The sequence below is a fragment of the Selenomonas sp. oral taxon 126 genome (assembly GCF_001683335.1).
In the GTDB taxonomy this organism is placed as follows: Bacteria; Bacillota; Negativicutes; order Selenomonadales; family Selenomonadaceae; genus Centipeda.
On sequence record NZ_CP016201.1, the window covers coordinates 1,604,181 to 1,624,694 of the forward strand.

Consider the following 20,514-nt stretch of genomic DNA (forward strand, 5'->3'; position numbering starts at 1 on the left):
CTCCATCGGCGTCAAGACGCTCACGCAGCTCGACATGACGCGCAAGGTGCAGGACAACATCGAGAAGAAGGTGCAGTCCCTGCTCGATCAGACGCTTGGCGAGGGGCGTGCTTTTGCGCGCGTCAGCGTGGAGCTCGACTTTGACGACCGCCTGACGGATCGTCAGACCTTTACCCCTGTTGTGGACGATGCGGGCATCATCCGCAGTCAGCAGGACATCTCCGAGAGCTACGTCGGCAGTTCGACGAACCCCGGCGGCCCTGCGGGCGTGCAGAGCAATGTCCCCGGCTACGTGGAGCAGGAGGCGAACGCAAACGCCGAGTATGAGAAGAAGGAATCCACAAAGAACTATGAGATCAACGAGGAACGTCAGCACGTCATCGCCTCTCCGGGGTCGATCCGCCGCCTGACGGTCGCCGTTCTCGTCAACGACGATGTGACCCAGCCGCAGCAGGAGAGCATCCTACGCACGGTGAGCAGCGCAGCGGGCATCAACCCCTCGCGCGGCGATACGATCTCCGTTGAGCCCCTGCCGTTCAGCACGGAGGCGGCAGAACGCCGCGCCGCAGAGGAGCAGGCGGAGAAGGATCGTCAGGATCGCATCTTCTACACGCAGGTCGGACTCGCCCTGCTCGTCATTGCCCTCATTATTGCCGGCATCCTCATGTACCGCCGCAAGAAGCGTCTCGAGCGCGAGGCTGCCGAGGAGGCACAGCGCCTCGAAGAGGAGCGTATTGCGGAGGAGCGTGCTGCGGCGATTGCAGCAGGCGAGGTCGAGGAAGAAGATCTCTCCGAGGAGGAGCAGCAGCAGATCAATCAGCGGCAGGCTCTTCTTGCGCTCATTGATGCCAAGCCCGAGGAGGTTGCACTCCTCGTCAAGACTTGGCTTTCGGAGGAGGAGTAAGTATGCCGGATATGTATGGCAGCGGTGATCTGACCAATCAGCAGAAGGCGGCAATCCTCTTCATTGCGATTGGACCCGAGTACTCGGCAAAGCTCTTTCAGCATATGGATGACGATGAGATTGAGCATCTGACGCTCGAGATCGCAAATCAGAAGCAGGTATCCTCCTCGCTCAAGGCGGAGGTCATCGCCGAGTTCTACTCCATGTGCATGGCACAGGACTACATCTCCTCGGGCGGCCTGCAGTACGCGCAGAACGTCCTCGAGAAGGCGCTCGGACCCGACAAGGCGCTCGAGATCATCAACCGTCTCACGACGAGTCTGCAGGTACGTCCCTTCGACTTCCTGCGCAAGACGGATCCCGCCCAGCTGCTCAACTTCATTCAGAACGAGCATCCGCAGACCATTGCGCTCATCATGGCGTACCTCGAACCCGATCAGGCGGCCATCGTCCTCGGTTCGCTGCCGCCCGAGTCGCAGGTTGAGGTCACGAAGCGCGTGGCGATGATGGATCGCACGTCGCCGGACTTCATCCGCGAGGTCGAGCGCGTGCTCGAGAGGAAACTGTCCTCGATGGTGACGCAGGACTTTACATCGGCGGGCGGCATCAAGGCGATTGTCGAGGTGCTCAACCGCGTCGACCGCACGACGGAAAAGGCGATTGTGGAGACCCTCGAGGTCGACAATCCCGAGCTTGCCGAGGAGATCAAGAAGCTCATGTTCGTCTTCGAGGACATTGTCCAGATCGACGACCGCTCGCTGCAGCTCGTCCTGCGCCAGGTGGAGACAAAGGATCTCTCGCTTGCGCTCAAGGCAACGCCGCAGGAGGTCGCGGAGAAGGTCTTCAAGAATATGTCGACGCGTGCTGCCGATATGCTGCGCGAGGAGATCGAGTTCATGGGACCGGTCAAGATCCGCGATGTCGAGGAGGCGCAGCAGAAGGTTGTCGGCGTCATCCGCGTACTCGAGGACAAGGGCGAGATTGTGATTTCGCGTGGCAAGGGAGACGAGATGATTGTCTAGGGTTATCAAGGCAGCCGTCTGGGAAGAGAATCCGCATCTCATCGACGTGCCGCCCCCTCCACCGCCGCCGCGCGAGGATGGCGAGGAGGAAGGGCTGAGCGAAGAGGCCGTTCAGAATCTGCTTGCACGCATTGCAGAGCGTGAGCAGGCAATGGATGAGCGCGTCAAGGAGGCGGAGATCCAGGTTGCAGTCCTTCGCGGGGAAGCCGAGGAGGAACGTGACCGGCTTCTCACTGAGGCGCAGACACAGATCGAACAGGATCGCGAGGAGGCTCGTGCCAAGGGGCATGAGGAGGGCTTTGCCGCAGGCCGTGAGGCGGGGGAAGCCGCCGTGCGCGAGGAGATGGCGGAGTTCATCCGTCAGACCAACGCACAGGCGGAGAAAACCCTGCGCGATGCGCGTGATGCCATACGTGACTATGTGGTGAATGCAGAGGAGGACATCGTATCGATCGCCATGACAGCGGTCGAGCGCGTCCTGCCGCAGCATTTCATTGATGTGCCGCAGATGGTTCTGCCCGTGGTGCGCGATGCCATCCTGCGCGTCAAGGATCAGAAGGAGATCGTCGTCCACGTTCCGCCAAACAGCTACGACTTTGTACTGATGGCGCGTGATGAGCTGCGCAGCATACTGACGGCAGGGGATACGAACCTCACGATCACCTCGGATGAGGGGCTGAAGGCAGGGGACTGCCTCGTGGAGACCCCGAACGGAAACGTGGATGCGCGGCTTCAGACACAGATCGAACAGCTCAAAAAAGCTGTGCGGGAAGTGATGCTATGAATATGAGTGAAACGGGGGGGAATCCCCCATTTTCCATAGATATCCAAAAATTCCGGGATGCACTGCATGCCTCCTCGCCTATGAAGCTGACGGGCAAGGTAACGCAGATCATCGGACTCGTCATCGAGTCGCAGGGACCGACGGTTACGGTTGGTGAGCTCTGCTATGTGAGCTCGCATTTCGCGGGATTGCCGCCAATCCCTGCGGAGGTCGTGGGCTTCCGTGAGGGCAGCGTGCTTCTCATGCCCGTCGGCGAGATGCAGGGCATCGGCCCCGGTTGCGAGGTCATTGCAACGGGGCGCCGCCTGCGCGTGAAGGTGGGGCCGGAGCTGCTCGGGCGCGTGCTCGACGGACTCGGCAATCCCATCGACGGCAAGGGGCCGATTCTCGCAAAGGAAGAGTATCCCCTGCAGGCACCGCCGCCGCCGCCGCTCACGCGTCCGCGCATTCACGAGAACCTCTACGTTGGCGTGCGCGCGATCGACGGGCTGATTACGCTCGGCGACGGGCAGCGCATCGGCATCATGGCGGGATCGGGCGTCGGCAAGTCGACGCTGCTCTCGATGGTGGCGCGCAATACCGAGGCGGACATCAGCGTTATCACCCTCGTGGGGGAGCGCGGACGCGAGGTGCGCGATTTTATCGAGCGAGACCTTGGCGAGGAGGGGCTCAAGCGCTCCGTTGTCGTCGTTGCAACCTCGGATCAGCCCGCGCTCGTCCGCATCAAGGGCGCGATGACGGGCACGGCAATCGCCGAGTATTTTCGCGATCAGGGGCACAAGGTTGTGCTCATGATGGACTCTGTCACGCGCTTTGCCATGGCACAGCGCGAGGTCGGGCTCACCATCGGTGAGCCGCCCGCGACGCGCGGCTATACGCCGTCCGTCTTTGCGATGCTGCCGCGCCTTCTCGAGCGCGCCGGTACGAGCAAGAAGGGCTCGATCACGGGCATCTATACCGTCCTCGTGGACGGCGATGATATGAATGAGCCGATTGCGGATGCCGTGCGCTCCATCCTCGACGGGCACATCGTGCTCTCGCGCCGGATTGCGGCACAGAACCACTTCCCCGCGATCGATGTGCTCGGCAGCGTCAGCCGCGTTATGTACGAGGTCGTGGACAAGAGCCATCTCGAGGCGGCGCAGGAGATGCGACAGCTTATGGCGGTCTATGCCGAGGCAGAGGATCTCATCCACATTGGGGCGTATGTCAAGGGCTCGAGTCCGAAGATTGACGCAGCGATTCAGCGGATTGACGGCATCAACGACTTCCTCTGTCAGGACATCTACGAAGTGACTTCCTATGAGGAGACGGAGAAGCAGCTGCTCACAGCAGTGGGCAAGGCTGCGCCGACCGCTGAGGAAAGCGCATGAAAAAATTTCGATTTCAGCTTGAGACCCTGCTCAAGGTGACGCGCATGAAGAAGGAGGAGGCAGAGGTTGCCTTCGCCGAAGCCGTGCGCCGCCTTGAGGATGCGCGTGCCTATCAGCGGCGCCTGCTCGAGGAGATGCACCAAGGGCAGCGGGACTACGAGAGACTCTCACGAGAGGGGACACGCATCAAGATCGGTACGCTCATGAGCTTCAACCGCTTCTTTGGATGGAAGCGACAGCAGATTGAGGATCAGCAGCAGGTGATCCTGCAGGCGAGTGCCGAGCGGCAGAAGCGCCTCAAGGTTCTGATGGAGCAGATGAGTGCCCTCAAGAGCATTGAGAAACTGAAGGAAAAGCGCCTTGCGGAATACAAGGCGGAGGTCTTGCAGGAGGAGCAGAAGATGCTCGACGAGATCGGCCTGCAGCTGACCATGCGGAATAGGGAATTGGAGGAAGCAGTATGATGGATCTTTCGGGCGTCCAGCAGATACAGGCGCGCATTGCGGAGATTGAGGGGCAGTTCTCCCTTCAGAATCAGCAGCTTCCGGGTATGGATTTTGCCGCCAAGCTGCAGCGGGAGATCGATAAGAATACAGCGTCTGCGGCAGGAAAGGCGAATGCCACGCAGCGCGTGCAGGAGACAAACGCAGCACATCAGTCAGTGGGGGTCGCACAGGAAGGTCTTGCGAATCCCGATCTTGCGCGCATGATTCACACGGCGGCCGCGAAATATGCCGTCGACCCGAAGCTTGTCTCTGCCGTTGCAGAGGTCGAGTCCGGTGGTGATCAAAATGCCGTTTCATCTGCAGGTGCGGTTGGCATCATGCAGCTGATGCCGGAGACGGCAGCAGGGCTTGGTGTCAATCCCTACGATATGAAGAGCAATGTCGAAGGCGGCGCGAAGTACCTGCGCGAGATGCTCGACACCTTTGACGGCGATGTGAAGAAGGCGGTTGCCGCCTACAATGCGGGACCGGATGCAGTGAAGGCATACGGCGGCGTTCCTCCGTATGCAGAGACGCAGAACTACGTGACGAGTGTTCTGGATATCTATCACTGAACGCATTGGGCACTGACAGGGGAAGAGAAAGAGGGCAGGGAATTCCATGTGGAAGAAATTGAAGATCCTATTCATACTGATCTTACTCCTCGTGTTGATTGCGGGAGGTTTTGCGCTCGGCGTCTATCTCCGTCTCTTTGACACGCAGGCGCTCAATGAGCAGTATGGGCTCCACGAGCTTCCCGTCGTCGGCGAGTACTTTGTTCCGCCGGCGGGAGAGCAGCACAATGCAGCCGAGACGGCGTCGTCACCTCCCGCATCAGCGGGCACTCCGGCATCCGCTGCGGCGGCACCGAAGAAGGCTCCTGAGAATGTGAAGATCACGAAAGAGGAGATTGAAAAGCAGCAGAAGGAGCGCGAGGCAGCGGAGAAGAAGCGCGTAACAAAGCTTGCGCGCCTCTATAACGACATGAAGGCGGCAGATGCTGCAAAGGTCATGGAGAGTTTGGACATTGACCTCTGCATTGCCATCCTTCAGCGCATGGACGAGGGAAATGCAGCAAAGGTCATGGCAGCATTCGAGCCTGAGCGCGCTGCCCAGATTACACAGATCATCTATGAGGGCGTGCCGCAGCGCACGCGGAATGCACGCAATGCAGCTGCAGCGCAAGTACCCGGCATAGAACAGGGGGAAGAGGCTGCGCCGCAGCAATAGGGGAGACAGAGCACAGGATAGAGAGAACCTGCGAAGGAGCCGGGAGGCTGTTTCGCAGGTTTTTATCCGTTTATTGTTTGGGGGGATACATTTGCGCCGCATATTTTTACTGGTTGCTGTCGTGCTTGTCTCTGTTCTTGGCATCACCTTTGCCGCACATTCTGCGGAGGCGGCATTTAGTGACCGCGCAAAGGAGATGGCAAAGATTACGGGGGTGCGGATCGGAAAGACCGATGGGAATGTTCGCATTGTCATCGACTCGGATCGTCCTGTCTCCTATCAGCAGAGCGTGCTTGCAAATCCAACACGCATCGTTGTGGATGTGCAGAATGCGTGGATTGCGCCCGAGGCGAAGAAGAATACGGCGGTGGATTCGCCGTTCGTCTCAGGCGTGCGTGTGGCACAGTTCGACGCGACGACGGTGCGCATCGTGGTGGAGACCTCGGTGGGAAAGGGGGACTATAAGGTCTTTTCCCTCGACTCCGGAAAACCGCGCATTGTTATGGATTTTGGTGGCTCACCCGCCGGAAATGTGACGAAACCGCCGCGTGATACTGAGCCTGCAGTCATCCCCTCCCTCCCGTCTGAGGCGGATGAGGATGAAGAGGAGGAGGAAGAGCAGGACGCGCGTGCCAAGGATCAGATTGACCGCGATCTGGATGCCATCACTGGGCTAAAGGGACGGAAAATCACTATCGATCCCGGACACGGCGGCAGCGACTCGGGGGCGATCGGACCGACGGGCATCATGGAGAAGTCTGTGACCCTGCGTGTCAGCCGCGAGCTCAAGCGCCTCCTTGAGGCGGAGGGTGCAACGGTCATCCTCACGCGTACAGGGGATACGGAGGTCTCCGAGAAGGGCGCGAGTGCGACATCGGTCGAGGAGCTTCAGGCACGCTGCGATGTCGCCAATAAGGCAAAGGCGGACATCTTCCTCTCCATCCATGCGGACGCATTTACGAACCGCGAGGTGAAGGGGACGACCGCGTATTACTACACGCAGGGCACAAAGCAGTCCAAGCGCCTTGCTGACTGCGTGCGCACGGCGCTCATCGACTCCATCGGGACGATTGACCGAGGGACACAGACGTGCAATTTCTACGTTGTAAAACATACGGACATGCCCGCAATTCTCGTGGAGATCTCCTTCATCTCGAATCCCGATGAGGAAAAGATGATGAATAGTGCCGAGGGTGTCAAAAAAATCGCGCAGGGCATTGCGGACGGCATTGCCGATTACTTTGGGTGATATTTAGAAGAGGGGGAGGGGAATCTTGCAGGAAGTTCACGGATACCCCGCGCGTGCGCGCCAGTTCTTCATCGTGCTGCTCCCGATTCTCATCACGCAGATCTCCCTCATGGCGCCCGGCTTCTTTAATACGGTTATGGCGGGACATATCAGCAAGGAGGATCTGGCGGGCGTTGCCGTCGGGGCAAGCATCTTCTTCCCCGTGTTTGGCGCTTTTGTCGGGCTCGTCTCGGGTCTGACGCCCGTGATCGCACAGCATTACGGCGCGCGGCAAACGCTTGCAATTCGGCGCGTCGTCCAGCAGAGTTTCTACTGGTCGACGCTTCTTGCTATACTCCTGCTCGTATGCGGCGTGCTGACCGTTCCGGCGCTCGTGCACGCGCTCGCACTCGAGCCTGTGGTCGAGCAGATCACGATGGACTATCTCTCCTATATTGCGCTCGGCATCATCCCCATTGCGCCCGCAAGCGTGCTGCGCAACTTCATCGACGCGCACGGGCGGACGCGCCTCACCATGTATATCACGATGACGACGATTCCAATCAACGTCGTACTCAACTATATCTTTATGTACGGTGCGTTTGGCGTCCCTGCCTTTGGCGGGGCGGGCGCGGGACTTGGTGCGGCGCTGAGTTACTGCGTCTTTTTGGTGCTGAATATACTCGCCGTTCTCCGGATCAGGCAGTTCGCCGGCTATTATGTGCTTGCGCGTCTGCCGCGTCCGATCCTCGGCGACTGGTGGGCACTGCTCAAGATATGTGTCCCGATCGGACTGACCGTGTTCTGCGAACAGAGCATCTTCGGTGCGGTCGGGCTGCTCATGGCGGCGTACGGGACGACCGTGCTCGCCGCGCATCAGGCGGCGATGAACTTCACCACAATTGTCTATATGCTGCCACTCTCGGTCTCGATGGCGATCACGATCCTCGTCGGCTTCGAGGTCGGCGGCGCCCGCGAGAACGGCGCGCGCGCCTATATCCGTCTCAGCCGTGTCCTTACGCTCGTCTTTGTCGGCATGATTGCGCTCGCACTTGCGGCGATGCGCGACTTCGTGGCGGCGCTCTATACGACGAATCCCGAGGTGCAGGAGCTCCTGCGTGTCTTCCTCCTCTATGCGCTCGTCATGCAGTTCTGTGACTGCGTGAACGCACCCCTGCAGGGGGCACTGCGCGGCTACAAGGATGTCACGGTCACGTTCTGGCTCGCCGTGCTCTCGTTCTGGGGCATCGGTCTGCCGAGCGGCTACGTGCTCGCGGGCTGGACGGAGCTTGGTCCCTTCGGCTACTGGGTGGGGCTGAACGGCGGCATCATCGTCGGCGCAGTCATGCTCATGATCCGCCTGCGCATCATCGAGCAGCGCATGCGGCAGGCGAAGAAGCAGATCTTGCACGAATCATCTGTTATGTGAAATGTTATGCAAACAATCCCGTATGGGCGTTCTTGTATACAGTGTAAATAATCTCCTTCCGTGAAAAAAATCCTATTGAATTTCCTGGAAAACGTGGTATGATGTAGCGCATGAGGGGAAAGATACTCATAGGACAGTTCTCATAGTAAAAAAATATCCGACTATGTGATTTTTTTCACTATACAACAAGGAGTGGGGTCATTATGGCAGATCAGAAGCATGTTGTCATCGTCGGTGCCGGATTCGGCGGCGTGCGTCTCGCAAAGGAACTCGCGAAGGAAAATGTGCGGATCACGCTGGTGGATCGGCACAACTATCATCTCTTCCAACCACTCCTCTATCAGGTGAGTACGGCTGTGCTGTCGGCGGGAGAGATTGCCTATCCGACGCGTGAGTTTTTTAAGAATTACAAGAATGTGGAGTTCTTTCTCGGCAAGGCGACGGGCGTCGATCAGGAGCGCCGCGTACTCATGACAAATCACGGCGAGATCGCGTATGACTACCTCGTGCTCGCGGCGGGTGCAACGACTAATTTTTTCGGCAACGAGAGCGTTGCACGCAATTCCTACGCCATGAAGACCCTACAGGAAGCGATGACCCTGCGCAGCCATATCATCCATGAGTTTGAACGTGCCTCCAAGAAGACATCTCCCTCCCTGACAGAGGAACGGCGGCGTCACCTCAACTTTGTCATTGTCGGCGGCGGTGCGACGGGCATCGAAATGGCGGGTGCGCTGATGGAGCTCATCCAGATTTTTAAGAAGGAGTTCCATTCGATCAACTTTGACGAGGTTCATGTCACCCTCCTCGAGGCGATGGGCTCCGTCCTGCCGATGGTGCCGCCCGATCTGCAGCAGTATACGATCGACGTGCTCCGCAAAAAGGGCGTCGACGTACGCCTCAATACGGCGGTCACGGAGTACGACGGGAACGATCTGAAGCTGAACAACGGCGAGGTTGTCCCGACCAAGACGGTCATCTGGGCGGCAGGCGTGCGCGCACAGGATTTCATCAAGGACTGTGGCAGCAAGGTGGATCGCGCGGGGCGCATCATTGTGGAGGAAAATCTCCTCGTGCCCGGCAGCGACTGCGTCTTTGCCATCGGCGACTGCGCGAACTTCCAGCACGGAGGACTCGAGCGTCCGCTCCCGACGGTTGCGCCTGTGGCGACTCAGGAGGCCATGCAGGTCAAAGAGAATATCATGGCGCTGATTGCAGGTAAGACCCCCGATCAGCTTGGCAAATTTGTCTACAAGGATCTCGGTGCAATGGCGACGATCGGCAAGGGCGAGGCGGTCATGAACGGCCCCATGCCCCTACTTGGCTTCACGATGAAGGCAAAGGGGTTCTTCGCCTGGTTCGCATGGATGTTCGTCCACCTCATTCGCCTTGCGGGAAAATATTCGGATTTCACGGTCTCTGTCAAGTGGATCTGGAATTTCTTCTTCGGGACGCGCGTCTCGCGTATCATTCTCAGCAAGATGGAGTGAAGGCTGCCGAACTACTTGCACACCGCGCTGTTTTGTGCTATACTTGCGCGGTAATGAACGCAGGGCGTTTGTTTCCATGACTCGTTCTCGGCAAGACACGCCGAGTTCAACCAAGCGCACACAAGTGCGCTTGTATCCGGCAAAAGAAACGAGGTGTATTTACATGAAAGAGGGCATTCATCCCGAGTTCTTCGAGGCGACGGTGACGTGCGGCTGCGGCAATACGTTCACGACGGGCTCGACGAAGCAGGATCTGCGTATTGATGTCTGCTCGAAGTGCCATCCGTTCTTCACGGGGCGTCAGCGTGACGTTCAGGCGGGCGGGCGCATCGAGAAGTTCCAGAAGCGCTATGCACGGAAGTAGTGACCATGGTGAGGTGCTGTGCGCCTTGCCTGTTTACTGCACGACAACAGGGAGGGGCTATTGCACGAGAGATCGTGTGATAGTCTCTTTTTTGATACTTCCTAAGAACAATGATGTATTTCTTTATGGTGTAATGCCCCTAAGCGAACCCTAGTGGAGCAAGTGATCGCGTGGGGCTTACACCATATATATAGCGAATAGCAAGGAAAACTATGCCAAAGAAAATTACTGATCTTGCGGTCGGCGGACAGGCGGTCATTGAGGGGGTCATGATGCGCGACGCGGCAAAGACCGCGACCGCCGTGCGCCTTCCGAATGGAACCATCGAGGTAGAGACGCATCCCGTCACCTCGATCCGCGACCGCTACCCCGTACTCAATCTGCCGCTTATCCGCGGCTCCGTCATCATGGTGGAATCCCTCGTCATCGGCATGCGCGCACTCTCGTTCTCCGCACAGGCGGCGGGCGAGGAGGAGGAGCAGATGACGAAGAAGGAGGTCGCCATGACGATCCTCTTTGCGCTCGTCCTCGCGAGCGTGCTCTTCATCGTCATCCCGACGGGCGCGGCACATCTCGCGGCTGCGTATACGGACGATCCCGTCGTGTTCAACCTCATCGAGGGCGGCATCCGCCTTGCGGTCTTCCTGTTCTACATCTGGGGGATCTCCTTTATGGGGGGGATTCGCCGTGTCTTCCAGTACCACGGCGCGGAGCACAAGACGATCCACTGCTACGAGGCGGGCGAGGCACTGACCGTGGAGAACGTGCAGAAATTCCCGCGTCTGCACCCGCGTTGCGGGACGAACTTTCTCCTCATTGTCATGGTCGTTGCCATCGTCTTTCACGTGTTCTTCGGCTGGCCCGACCTCTGGCTGCGCATCCTGAGCCGTCTCGCTGTCCTGCCCGTGGTTGCTGGTGTCTCCTATGAGATCATCCGCTTTGCGGGGCGCAGCGAGAACCGCATTGTTCACATTTTGATTACGCCGGGGCTGTGGCTGCAATATCTGACGACACGCCCGCCCGCCGACGAGATGGTCGAGGTTGCGATCGAGTCGCTCAAGGCAGTGTTGCCGCCCGAAGACATCCCCGAAGGCAGTGGGAACTACCGAAAGGAAGTAACGTGTTAAGCAAACTGAACGCCGTTGCGGACAAATATCATGAGCTCGAGGCTCTCCTGAGCGACCCCGACGTGATGGCAGATATGGCGAAGTGGCAGCGGTATACGCGCGAGCACGCGGCGCTCACGCCGATTGTGGAGGCGTACGACGCGTATCGGGCGGCGCTCGCGACCATCGAAGAGGATCGCGAGATGCTCGCCGAGGCAGATTCCGAGATGAAGGAGATGCTCACAGAGGAGATTGCCGAAGCGGAGGTACGGCGTGACGAACTCGCCGAGCAGCTGCCGATCCTCCTCCTGCCGCGCGACCCAAACGACGACAAGAATGTCATCGTCGAGATTCGCGGCGGTGTCGGGGGCGAGGAGGCGGCGCTCTTTGCTGCGAGTCTCTTTCGCATGTACGCGCGTTATGCCGAGCGACAGGGGTGGCGGACGGAGATTCTCAGCAGCAATCCAACGGAGATCGGCGGCTTTAAGGAAATTTCGTTTCTCGTGAACGGCGTCGGGGCATACAGCCGTTTGAAATACGAGAGCGGAACACATCGCGTGCAGCGCATCCCCGTCACGGAGTCGGGCGGGCGTATCCACACCTCTGCTGTCACGGTTGCCGTCCTGCCCGAGGCGGAGGAGGTCGAGGTTACGATCGACGCCAACGATCTGCGTATCGATACCTACTGTGCCTCGGGTGCGGGCGGGCAGTATGTCAACCGTACGGAGACGGCGATCCGCATCACGCACATCCCGACGGGGATTGTCGTGCAGTGTCAGGATGAGAAGTCGCAGCTCAAGAACCGTGAGAAGGCGATGAAGGTGCTGCGCGCGCGTCTCTATGACCGCGCACAGCAGGAGCAGGCGGACGCCGTCGCAGCAGATCGGCGCAGTCAGGTCGGCTCGGGCGACCGCAGCGAGCGCATCCGCACGTATAATTTCCCGCAGGGGCGCGTGACCGACCATCGGATCGGGCTGACCCTCTACAAGATCGACGCCGTACTCGACGGCGAGCTGGACGAAATCCTCGCGGGGCTCATCACGGCGGATCAGGCAGAGCGGCTGAAACAGGTGAACTGATGGCGGATACTGTTTGGACGATTGCGCGGCTCCTCGCATGGACGACGGATTTCTTTCGTGAGCACGGCATCGAGAATCCGCGCCTTGATGCGGAGATCTTGCTCGGCGCCGTGCTCGGCAAGGATCGGATGTACCTCTATGTGCATTTCGATGAGCCTCTCGAACCTGCGGAGCTTGCCCGTTATCGCACGCACGTAAAGGAGCGGGCGGCGCATGTTCCGCTCGCCTATGTACTCGGCACGCGAGAATTTATGGGGCTGGATTTTCACGTGACGCGCGATACGCTCATCCCGCGCCCCGATACGGAGCTGCTCGTGCAGTGCGCCGTGGACTTTCTGCGCGCGCGCGCGGCAGAAGGGGGCGACGAGCACTCTGTCGCGGACATTGGGACGGGGACGGGGGCGATTGCGCTCTCCGTCCTTCACTATACGGAGGGGACGCGCGTGGATGCCGTGGACATCTCTCCTGCTGCGGCAGAGGTTGCGCGGGAGAATGCGGAGCGGCTCGGTCTTGCGGAACGCATCGAGGTGCATGTGGGCGATCTCACTGCGCCGCTCGCGGGGCACAGCTATGACGTGATTCTCTCGAATCCGCCGTATATCCCGACGGCGGATATTGCGACACTCATGCCCGAGGTGCGCAGCTATGAGCCGCATCTTGCACTCGACGGCGGCACGGATGGGCTGAATATCTACCGCCGTCTGATGGCAGATGCGCCTGCTCTCTTGAAAGAGGGCGGTGCAATCGCCGTCGAGGTTGGGATTGATGAGGCGGCTGCCGTTGCGGCACTTGCGATGGCGCATCCGCGCATTGTGCGGACGGAGATTTTGAAGGATCTCGCGGGGATTGAGCGCGTTGTGGTGGGGTATACGGAGTAGGGAGGATACAATGGATACGAAGATACTGCGCCCCGCCTCGGACGCCGATTTTGAGCGTGCCGCCGCGTTGATTCAGAGAGGCGGGCTCGTCGCGTTTCCAACGGAGACGGTCTACGGACTCGGTGCAAACGGACTGGATGCGGCGGCGTGTGCACGGATCTATGAGGCGAAGGGGCGTCCCTCCGACAATCCGCTCATCCTCCATATCGCCGATCTTGCGATGGCGTACGATGTTGCTGCAGATGTGCCGCCGCTTGCAGCGCATCTCCTTACGGCATTTGCCCCCGGCCCTCTCACTGTCATTCTGCCGAAAGCCGCGCACATCCCCGATATCGTGACGGGTGGGCTCTCGACCGTCGGCGTGCGCTGTCCCGACCACGACACGGCGCGCCGTCTGATTCGTGCCGCAGGTGTGCCGATTGCCGCGCCGTCCGCAAATACCTCGGGGCGTCCGAGTCCAACGACGGCGGCGATGGTCTATGCGGATATGGCGGGGCGTATCCCGCTCATCCTCGACGGCGGCAGCTGCCGCCTAGGGGTGGAGTCCACGATTGTCGACTGTACGGAGGAGGGCGTTGTCACCATTCTGCGCCCCGGTGCTGTCACACGCGAGATGATTGCGGCGGAACTACCGCACATCGAGGTGTGTATGGATGCGGCACTTACGGCAGAGGATGCGGCACCGCGCGCCCCCGGCATGAAGTACACACACTACGCGCCGCGCGTCCCTCTCACTGTCTACGTGGGCGCGGGGGCTGATGTCACTGCAGCGCTGCGCGAGGAGTTCCTGCGGCGGACGGCTGCGGGCGAGATTCCTGCGCTCATTGCAAGCAACGAGACGATTATGGCACTCTCCGACATCATCCATGCAGACTACACATATCACTGCGGGGCGCGTGGCAATCACAGTGCTCTTGCGTCCTGTCTCTACGACGCGCTCCGCCATTTTGACGACATACCCGTGACCTCCCTCCTCGCCGAGGGAACTGCGGCGGTCGGGCTGGGGACTGCCATTATGAACCGTCTGCGCAAGGCAAGCGGCGGAGATATCGTATTTGTTTGATCTTCGCACTATGATAAATGTTACGTACTGCCACCGTGCGAACTCCACGCAAACGCTTAGTTACGCAAATAAAAAACCGACAGCCGCTCTATTTCGAGCAAGCTGCCGGTTATATAGCAACAAACATAAAAGTTAAACACGTCCTTATTCAGTTGTACGGGCTCGCGTGAACCGCATGCTCACGCGACTGTGTATTGTACGTTCAGCTGAAACCGTTTTGGAGATCTCAATATCATCCAAATTTGCGCGCTTGGTTTTCGAAAAACGAATCGTACAGAGAAACTGTCATACCCCAAACGGTGGGGTCGACGACGCGGAAGCCACTCCTTGCTGACGCAATGCCATATGAGGTCAACGCCCTGCGCTGCCTCGCGTCTTCTTCAAAGATGCATTCCCATCAGGGGGCATGGTCACCACGTTGGATGAAATGTGTCAATAGACATTCTCCTTTCCTCAACCATTCACGTTTCTAGGAGATATATCTCTTTCTTGTGTTTATCATACCATAAACAAGGGCGTTATGCAACCATTTTAATGGAATGATTGGAGAAATAAATTTGTTTTCAATATTCCTCAACTTTATTTTCCCGCCGCGCTGTCCGAACTGCTCCGCCTATGTCGAGCGCAGGGGGGATTTTTGTGCGCCCTGTCTGCGTCGTCTCAGTACGCCGCATGCGCTTGTACGAACGGCGGAAATGATGGCAGATCTCGACGGTATCTGGGCATTTGCCCGATATCGCGCGGCGGTACGCGATCTCCTGCGTGCGCTGAAATATCAGAAGAAACGCGCGGCGCTCCCGGCACTGCACACACTCCTCGTGGCGGGCGAGAAAGTCCTTCATGATCTGCCGCGTCCGCTTGTCGCCGTACCCGTGCCCCTTGCGCCGGAGCGGAGGAAGACGCGCGGCTTTAATCAGGCGGAGGAGATCTTCGCACCGTGGCTTAGGACGCATGAGATCCCCGTCGCCCCGCTCCTCGTTCGCACGCGCGAGACAGCGCCGCTCTACGAGCATACGCGTGAGGAACGGAGGCGTGAACTGCGCGGCGCATTTGCTGTCTCGGATGGCACGGATGTGACGGGTGCGGACATCCTGCTCGTGGACGATATCATGACGACAGGGGCGACGCTCGTGGAGTGCGCGCGTACGCTAAAACATGCGGGGGCAGGGCGCATCTATGCCTTTGTTCTGGCAAGCGAACATATGTGAGGACAGATTTGCGAAAATATTTCGTTTAAAAAGACGCTTCACGAGAGGCGTCTTTTTTGAATGATTGACTGCAAGGGCAATTCGCTTGTAAAATCTTCAGGAAAGTCCTATAATGAAATTGTATTATCATGGGGGAAATCCATATTTAGGAGGGGTTCTATTGCTGATGAATGGTGCACGCGCTCTTTTGGAGAGTCTGAGGGCGGAGGGAGTGGAGGTCGTGTTCGGCTATCCGGGCGGTGCCGTCCTCACGCTTTACGATGAAGTATATAAGATGAAGTTCCCGCATGTCCTCACGCGCCACGAGCAGGGCGCGGCGCATGCGGCGGACGGCTATGCGAGAGCTTCGGGCAAGGTTGGCGTCGCCTTTGCGACCTCGGGGCCCGGCGCGACGAATCTCGTGACGGGCATCGCGACAGCGCATATGGATTCCGTGCCGATGGTATGCATCACGGGGCAGGTGGCGAATCCGTACATCGGAAAGGATTCGTTCCAGGAGGCGGACATTGTCGGCATTACGACGCCAATCACCAAGCACAACTATCTCGTAAAAGATGTGAACGACATTCCGCGCGTGGTGAAGGAGGCGTTCTATATCGCGCGTACGGGTCGCCCCGGTGTCGTCGTCATTGACGTGGCAAAGGATGTATTCGATGCGCCGATTGACTACGCATATCCTACAAATGTGGAGTTGCACGGCTATACAGGAGACGTCCCCTTTGATATGGAGGCGGTGCGCGCGGCAGCGGAGGCACTTGCTGCGGCACGTCAGCCGCTCCTCTTCGTGGGCGGCGGCGTTGTGCTCTCGGATACGTCGGACTGCGTGCGCGAGCTCATCGCGCTCACGGGGATGCCCTCCGTTGCGACACTCATGGGCATCGGCGGCGTTGCGGCAGAGACCGAGGGCTATACGGGCATGGCGGGGATGCACGGTGCCTATGCCTCGAACATGGCGATTCAGGAGTGCGACCTCCTGCTTGCGCTCGGCACGCGCTTCAGCGACCGCGTGACGGGGAACACGGCGGCGTTTGCGCCGAAGGCGCGGATCATACACTTCGATATTGATCCCGCCGAGCTGAACAAAAATGTGCGCGCGGACATTCCTGTCATCGGTGATCTGCGCGAGACGCTCCCCACATTCGTGGATGCTGTGCGTGCAGTGCAGGAAGATCTTGCGGTGAAGTTCCGTCCGTGGCGCGGCGAGGTGCTCTCAATGGAGCGCGCGCATCCGCTTGGGTGGAAGGCATCGGAGGACATCCGCCCCGAGGAGCTCATCAGCCGCGTGCGCGAACTCGTCGATGCGGATGCGATTTGTGTGACGGATGTGGGGCAGCATCAGATGTGGGCGGCACAGTTCTTCGACTGCCACGAGCCGCGCCGTTTCCTCACCTCGGGCGGACTCGGCACGATGGGTTACGGTCTGCCTGCAGCGATCGGTGCGAAACTCGCCTGTCCCGAGCGCGAGGTCGTCCTCATCACGGGCGACGGTAGCATCATGATGAACTGTCAGGAGCTCGCCACGATGGCGGACAACGATATCGACGTGAAGATCGTCATTGTGCACAACTCTATCCTCGGCATGGTCGGGCAGTGGCAGCGCCTCTTCTACAGTCACCATTACTCTGCCTCAGAGCTGAAGGGCAAGACGGATTTTGTAAAGCTCGCCGAGGCGATGGGTGTTGCCGCCTGCCGCATTGAGACGCGGGAGGCGTTTGACGAGGTGTTGCCGCGTGTGCTGCGTGAGAAGGGCGCACGCCTCATCGATGTCATCGTGCCTGAGGAGGCGGATGTCGTGCCGATGGTACCGGGCGGCAAGCGGCTCGATCAGATGGTGCTGGGGGGGAGATAAATGGATAAGTATTTGCTTGCCGTGCTTGTCGACAACAAGCCCGGCGTCCTCACGCATATCGCGGGACTCATCAGCCGCCGTGCGTTCAACATCGAGAGCATCTCCGCCGGCTATACGGAGGAGGCGGATGTCACGCGCATCAACATCGTCGTCTCCGTCGCCTCGGAGAACGAACTGCGGCAGGTCGTCACACAGCTTTCGAAGCTCATTGACGTGGTGAAGATCGTCAATCTCACGCAGTTCGACTCCATCACGCGCGAACTCGTCCTCATCAAGGTGCATGCAACAAAGGAGAACCGCGCGGAGATTATCGACGTGGTGAACATTTTCCGCGCGCGCATTGTGGATGTCGGTGTGGAGAATGTTGTCGTCGAGCTGACGGGCGACGCGAAGAAGATCGATGCCCTCTCGGAGCTGCTCTCCGACTACGGCATTATCGAGATCGCGCGGACGGGGGCAATCGCGCTTTCACGCGGTCCCGTACCTGTAAAACAGATGTAGTTAGGGGCTGTGCAGCTGCTCCGCCAATTTGTATTCTATACTATGTAGGAGAGGATGTCATGAATCTGAGGAAATGGGGGCTTCTGCTCGTGCCGGCTGCCTGTCTGGGGCTTGCGGGCTGCGGGCTGACGGGCGCGAGTTCGGATCGCGTTGTCTATGCGAACTACGATGACAGCGACGGTTTCTGCGCGCAGATCAAGGATGCGTTTGCAAATAAGGCGAAGGCGGACGGCATCGAGGTCGAATTCCTCGACGCGAAGAATGACGGCAATATGCAGATCGACCAGCTGAACGAGGCCATCAGCAGCGGTGCGGGGGCGATTGTCCTGCTCGCGGCGGACGGGTCGAGCATCGTGAAGACCATCGAAAAGGCAAATGATGCGGGTATCCCTGTCATCACTGTGAATCGTAGCGTGACGGGCGGTGTGGTTCTGCGCGCCTACTCAGACGACAAAGAGGCGGGGCGCATGCAGGGTGAGTATATGGCGGCGCATCTGCCGCCGAATGCAAAGATTGTCTACCTCCAGGGCGATGCGACGCAGGGCAGTGCGGTCGGACGCTGGGAGGGGTTCAAGGCGGCGTGCCTTGACAAGCGCCCCGATATTCAGCTGCTTTCGTTTGTGGATGCGGGCTGGAGCAAGGCGGAGGCGCTGAAGACCATGACGCTCTGGATGAATATGTTCCCCGAGATCAACGGCGTTGTTGCGGGCAACGATGAGATGGCGCTCGGCGCGATTGCGGCGCTCAAGGGGGCGAACCGCCTCAAGGGCTGCCTCGTCTCGGGCGTTGATGCAACGCCCTCGGGACTTGCCGCTGTCGAGGCGGGTGAGATGGCGCAGACCATCAAGCAGGATGCCAAGGCGCAGGGCGAGGGTGCTCTCACGCTCGCCGAGGGATTCCTAAAGGGCAGTCCACCCTCGGGTGATCTCGCGATTCCCTTTACATCCATAACAGCCGACAATATCGCGCAGGCAAAGTGAGGAGGGCGCTATGAACATTCCATTCATCTCGGCAGATGCGATGAAGGACTACGCGGTGCGGACAAAGGTATTCATCCTCTCCGTCTTCCTCCTTGTGGCGCTCGTCATCGTTGCGGCGGTCGGCATCTACGCGAACTATCAGGCAAAGCAGTCACTCGACGAGATGTACCATCACAACCTCATGACCACTCAGTACCTGAACGATGCAAACAATCGCCTGCGTAAGATCAGCGTCAATCTGCCCTACATCCTGCAGGAGGGCTTTACGGCGGACAACCGCAAGATCCTCGTGGATGACGTACTCGGCAATCTGGACGGCATCCGTCACGATATGGAGGAGCTCAAGAAGATTGACACGAGCGAGCGGGCGCAGACGACGATTGCGGAACTCGAAAAGAATCTGAGCGTCGCAGTAGATAAAGTCGGCGCAATCAACAATATGGGCACGACGCCTGCGGATCGCGTCGCCATCTTTGACAACCTCGCCTCCCTCACCGTCATTTCAAGCAATATGGCGGTGCTTACACCGGACAACGTGTTTCAGGGCAAGCAGGTCTTTGAGGCGAACAATGCACGCTATGAGCGTACGGTTTACAGCTTTGTCATCATTCTGCTCGTGGCAGTCGCGTTCGGCATCCTCGTCTCGCGATGCATTGCAGACAATATCTCCGATCCGCTCGCTGCCTCCATCGACCACCTGAGCGCTGTCGCGGCGGGCGATCTCTCGCGTGAGATCCCCGCAGAGCTTTCCATGCGTGCAGATGAGATCGGCACCGTTGTAAAGGCGCTCGGCAAGATGCAGGGCTTTATGAAGCAGGTGCACGAGGAGGCGGAGCAGACCGACGCAATGGTCGCCGAACTCGAGCAGATGCTGCACGAACTGAACAATGATACGCAGGATATGTCCGCTGTCACCGAGGAGATGTCGGCAGGCATGGAGGAGACGGCTGCCGCCACTTCGAATGTCCGTCATCTCAGCGAGGGTCTGAGCGACGGGATTAAAGGCGCGGCGACGGCGGCAGAGGAGAGCGAGGCATATACGCGCGAGGTTGCACAGCGCGCCGCCGACCTCCAGGCGAGCATGGCACAGTCGCGCACGAATACGGGGCAGGTCTACGGCGGAACCAAGTCCTCGGTTGCTGAGGCGATCGAGTCCGCAAAGGTTGTCGAGCAGATCGATCAGCTCACCATCGAGATCTCCGAAATTGCCGAGCAGACGAACCTCCTCGCGCTGAACGCGAGCATCGAGGCGGCGCGCGCGGGCGAGCAGGGGCGTGGCTTTGCTGTCGTTGCGGGCGAGGTCGGCAAGCTCGCCGAGCAGTCGCGCGGCACGGCGGAGAAGATCAAGGGGCTCACGGGGCAGGTCACAGGCTCTGTGCAGGCACTCTCGGACGGCACGTTCAAGCTGCTCAGCTTCATTGACGAAAATATCCGCAGTGACTATGACCTGATGGACAAGACGGCGGTGCAATACAAGGAGGATGCGGAGTACTTCCGAAAAACCGCAGCGACGACAACATCGCGCTCGCAGCAGCTTCTGA

At 59.2% G+C, this 20,514-nt stretch carries 20 protein-coding genes; all 20 read left to right on the plus strand.

Features of this window, described 5'->3' with window-relative positions:
• On the plus strand, positions 1-904 hold a 904-nt coding region (fliF, locus tag AXF19_RS15315; protein WP_237141541.1), incomplete at its 5' end, for a flagellar basal-body MS-ring/collar protein FliF.
• 2 nt (positions 905-906) lie between these two features.
• Complete coding sequence (gene fliG, locus AXF19_RS07300; protein WP_066846988.1) at positions 907-1,926, plus strand: flagellar motor switch protein FliG; 1,020 nt, start codon at positions 907-909, stop codon at positions 1,924-1,926.
• Positions 1,919-2,710: a FliH/SctL family protein gene (locus AXF19_RS07305; RefSeq protein ID WP_066846990.1), complete on the plus strand. Its 792-nt coding sequence runs from the start codon at positions 1,919-1,921 to the stop codon at positions 2,708-2,710. The genes fliG and AXF19_RS07305 overlap by 8 nt, the downstream gene beginning before the upstream one ends.
• Positions 2,707-4,083 carry a flagellar protein export ATPase FliI gene (gene fliI, locus AXF19_RS07310; RefSeq protein ID WP_066846993.1) on the plus strand — a complete coding sequence of 459 codons (1,377 nt, stop codon included), beginning with the start codon at positions 2,707-2,709 and terminating at the stop codon, positions 4,081-4,083. The genes AXF19_RS07305 and fliI overlap by 4 nt, the downstream gene beginning before the upstream one ends.
• A complete protein-coding gene (gene fliJ / locus AXF19_RS07315) occupies positions 4,080-4,547 on the plus strand; it encodes a flagellar export protein FliJ (protein WP_066846999.1) in 468 nt (155 codons plus the stop codon). The genes fliI and fliJ overlap by 4 nt, the downstream gene beginning before the upstream one ends.
• Complete coding sequence (locus tag AXF19_RS07320; protein WP_066847008.1) at positions 4,544-5,143, plus strand: lytic transglycosylase domain-containing protein; 600 nt, start codon at positions 4,544-4,546, stop codon at positions 5,141-5,143. The genes fliJ and AXF19_RS07320 overlap by 4 nt, the downstream gene beginning before the upstream one ends.
• A 46-nt stretch (positions 5,144-5,189) precedes the next feature.
• Positions 5,190-5,798, plus strand: a complete 609-nt coding sequence (locus AXF19_RS07325) for a MotE family protein (RefSeq protein WP_066847011.1) — start codon at positions 5,190-5,192, stop codon at positions 5,796-5,798.
• A gap of 91 nt (positions 5,799-5,889) precedes the next feature.
• A complete protein-coding gene (locus tag AXF19_RS07330; RefSeq protein WP_066847014.1) occupies positions 5,890-7,047 on the plus strand; it encodes an N-acetylmuramoyl-L-alanine amidase in 1,158 nt (385 codons plus the stop codon).
• 25 nt (positions 7,048-7,072) lie between these two features.
• The gene (locus AXF19_RS07335) at positions 7,073-8,455 is read left to right on the plus strand and encodes an MATE family efflux transporter (RefSeq protein WP_066847016.1); all 1,383 of its coding nucleotides are present in this window, start codon (positions 7,073-7,075) and stop codon (positions 8,453-8,455) included.
• A 203-nt stretch (positions 8,456-8,658) separates the two neighbouring features.
• On the plus strand, positions 8,659-9,945 hold the full coding sequence (locus AXF19_RS07340; protein WP_066847019.1) for an NAD(P)/FAD-dependent oxidoreductase: 1,287 nt from the start codon (positions 8,659-8,661) through the stop codon (positions 9,943-9,945).
• Positions 9,946-10,108: 163 nt separating this feature from the next.
• On the plus strand, positions 10,109-10,309 hold the full coding sequence (rpmE, locus tag AXF19_RS07345) for a 50S ribosomal protein L31 (protein WP_009657055.1): 201 nt from the start codon (positions 10,109-10,111) through the stop codon (positions 10,307-10,309).
• Positions 10,310-10,521: 212 nt separating this feature from the next.
• Positions 10,522-11,436, plus strand: coding sequence for a DUF1385 domain-containing protein (locus AXF19_RS07350; protein ID WP_066847022.1), 915 nt, complete (start codon positions 10,522-10,524; stop codon positions 11,434-11,436).
• Positions 11,430-12,494, plus strand: a complete 1,065-nt coding sequence (gene prfA / locus AXF19_RS07355; protein WP_066847025.1) for a peptide chain release factor 1 — start codon at positions 11,430-11,432, stop codon at positions 12,492-12,494. Before AXF19_RS07350 ends, prfA begins: the two co-directional genes overlap by 7 nt.
• Positions 12,494-13,372 (plus strand): peptide chain release factor N(5)-glutamine methyltransferase, encoded by an 879-nt coding sequence (gene prmC / locus AXF19_RS07360; RefSeq protein ID WP_066847028.1) that lies wholly within the window; start codon positions 12,494-12,496, stop codon positions 13,370-13,372. The genes prfA and prmC overlap by 1 nt, the downstream gene beginning before the upstream one ends.
• A gap of 10 nt (positions 13,373-13,382) precedes the next feature.
• Complete coding sequence (locus tag AXF19_RS07365; RefSeq protein WP_066847033.1) at positions 13,383-14,435, plus strand: L-threonylcarbamoyladenylate synthase; 1,053 nt, start codon at positions 13,383-13,385, stop codon at positions 14,433-14,435.
• A gap of 557 nt (positions 14,436-14,992) precedes the next feature.
• Positions 14,993-15,643 carry a ComF family protein gene (locus AXF19_RS07370; RefSeq protein ID WP_066847036.1) on the plus strand — a complete coding sequence of 217 codons (651 nt, stop codon included), beginning with the start codon at positions 14,993-14,995 and terminating at the stop codon, positions 15,641-15,643.
• 166 nt (positions 15,644-15,809) lie between these two features.
• Complete coding sequence (ilvB, locus tag AXF19_RS07375; protein WP_066850124.1) at positions 15,810-17,492, plus strand: biosynthetic-type acetolactate synthase large subunit; 1,683 nt, start codon at positions 15,810-15,812, stop codon at positions 17,490-17,492.
• On the plus strand, positions 17,493-17,993 hold the full coding sequence (gene ilvN / locus AXF19_RS07380; protein WP_066847040.1) for an acetolactate synthase small subunit: 501 nt from the start codon (positions 17,493-17,495) through the stop codon (positions 17,991-17,993).
• Between the two features lie 59 nt (positions 17,994-18,052).
• On the plus strand, positions 18,053-18,973 hold the full coding sequence (locus AXF19_RS07385; protein ID WP_066847043.1) for a sugar ABC transporter substrate-binding protein: 921 nt from the start codon (positions 18,053-18,055) through the stop codon (positions 18,971-18,973).
• 10 nt (positions 18,974-18,983) lie between these two features.
• Positions 18,984-20,514: methyl-accepting chemotaxis protein (locus AXF19_RS07390; RefSeq protein ID WP_237141542.1), on the plus strand; the 1,531-nt coding region annotated here is incomplete at its 3' end.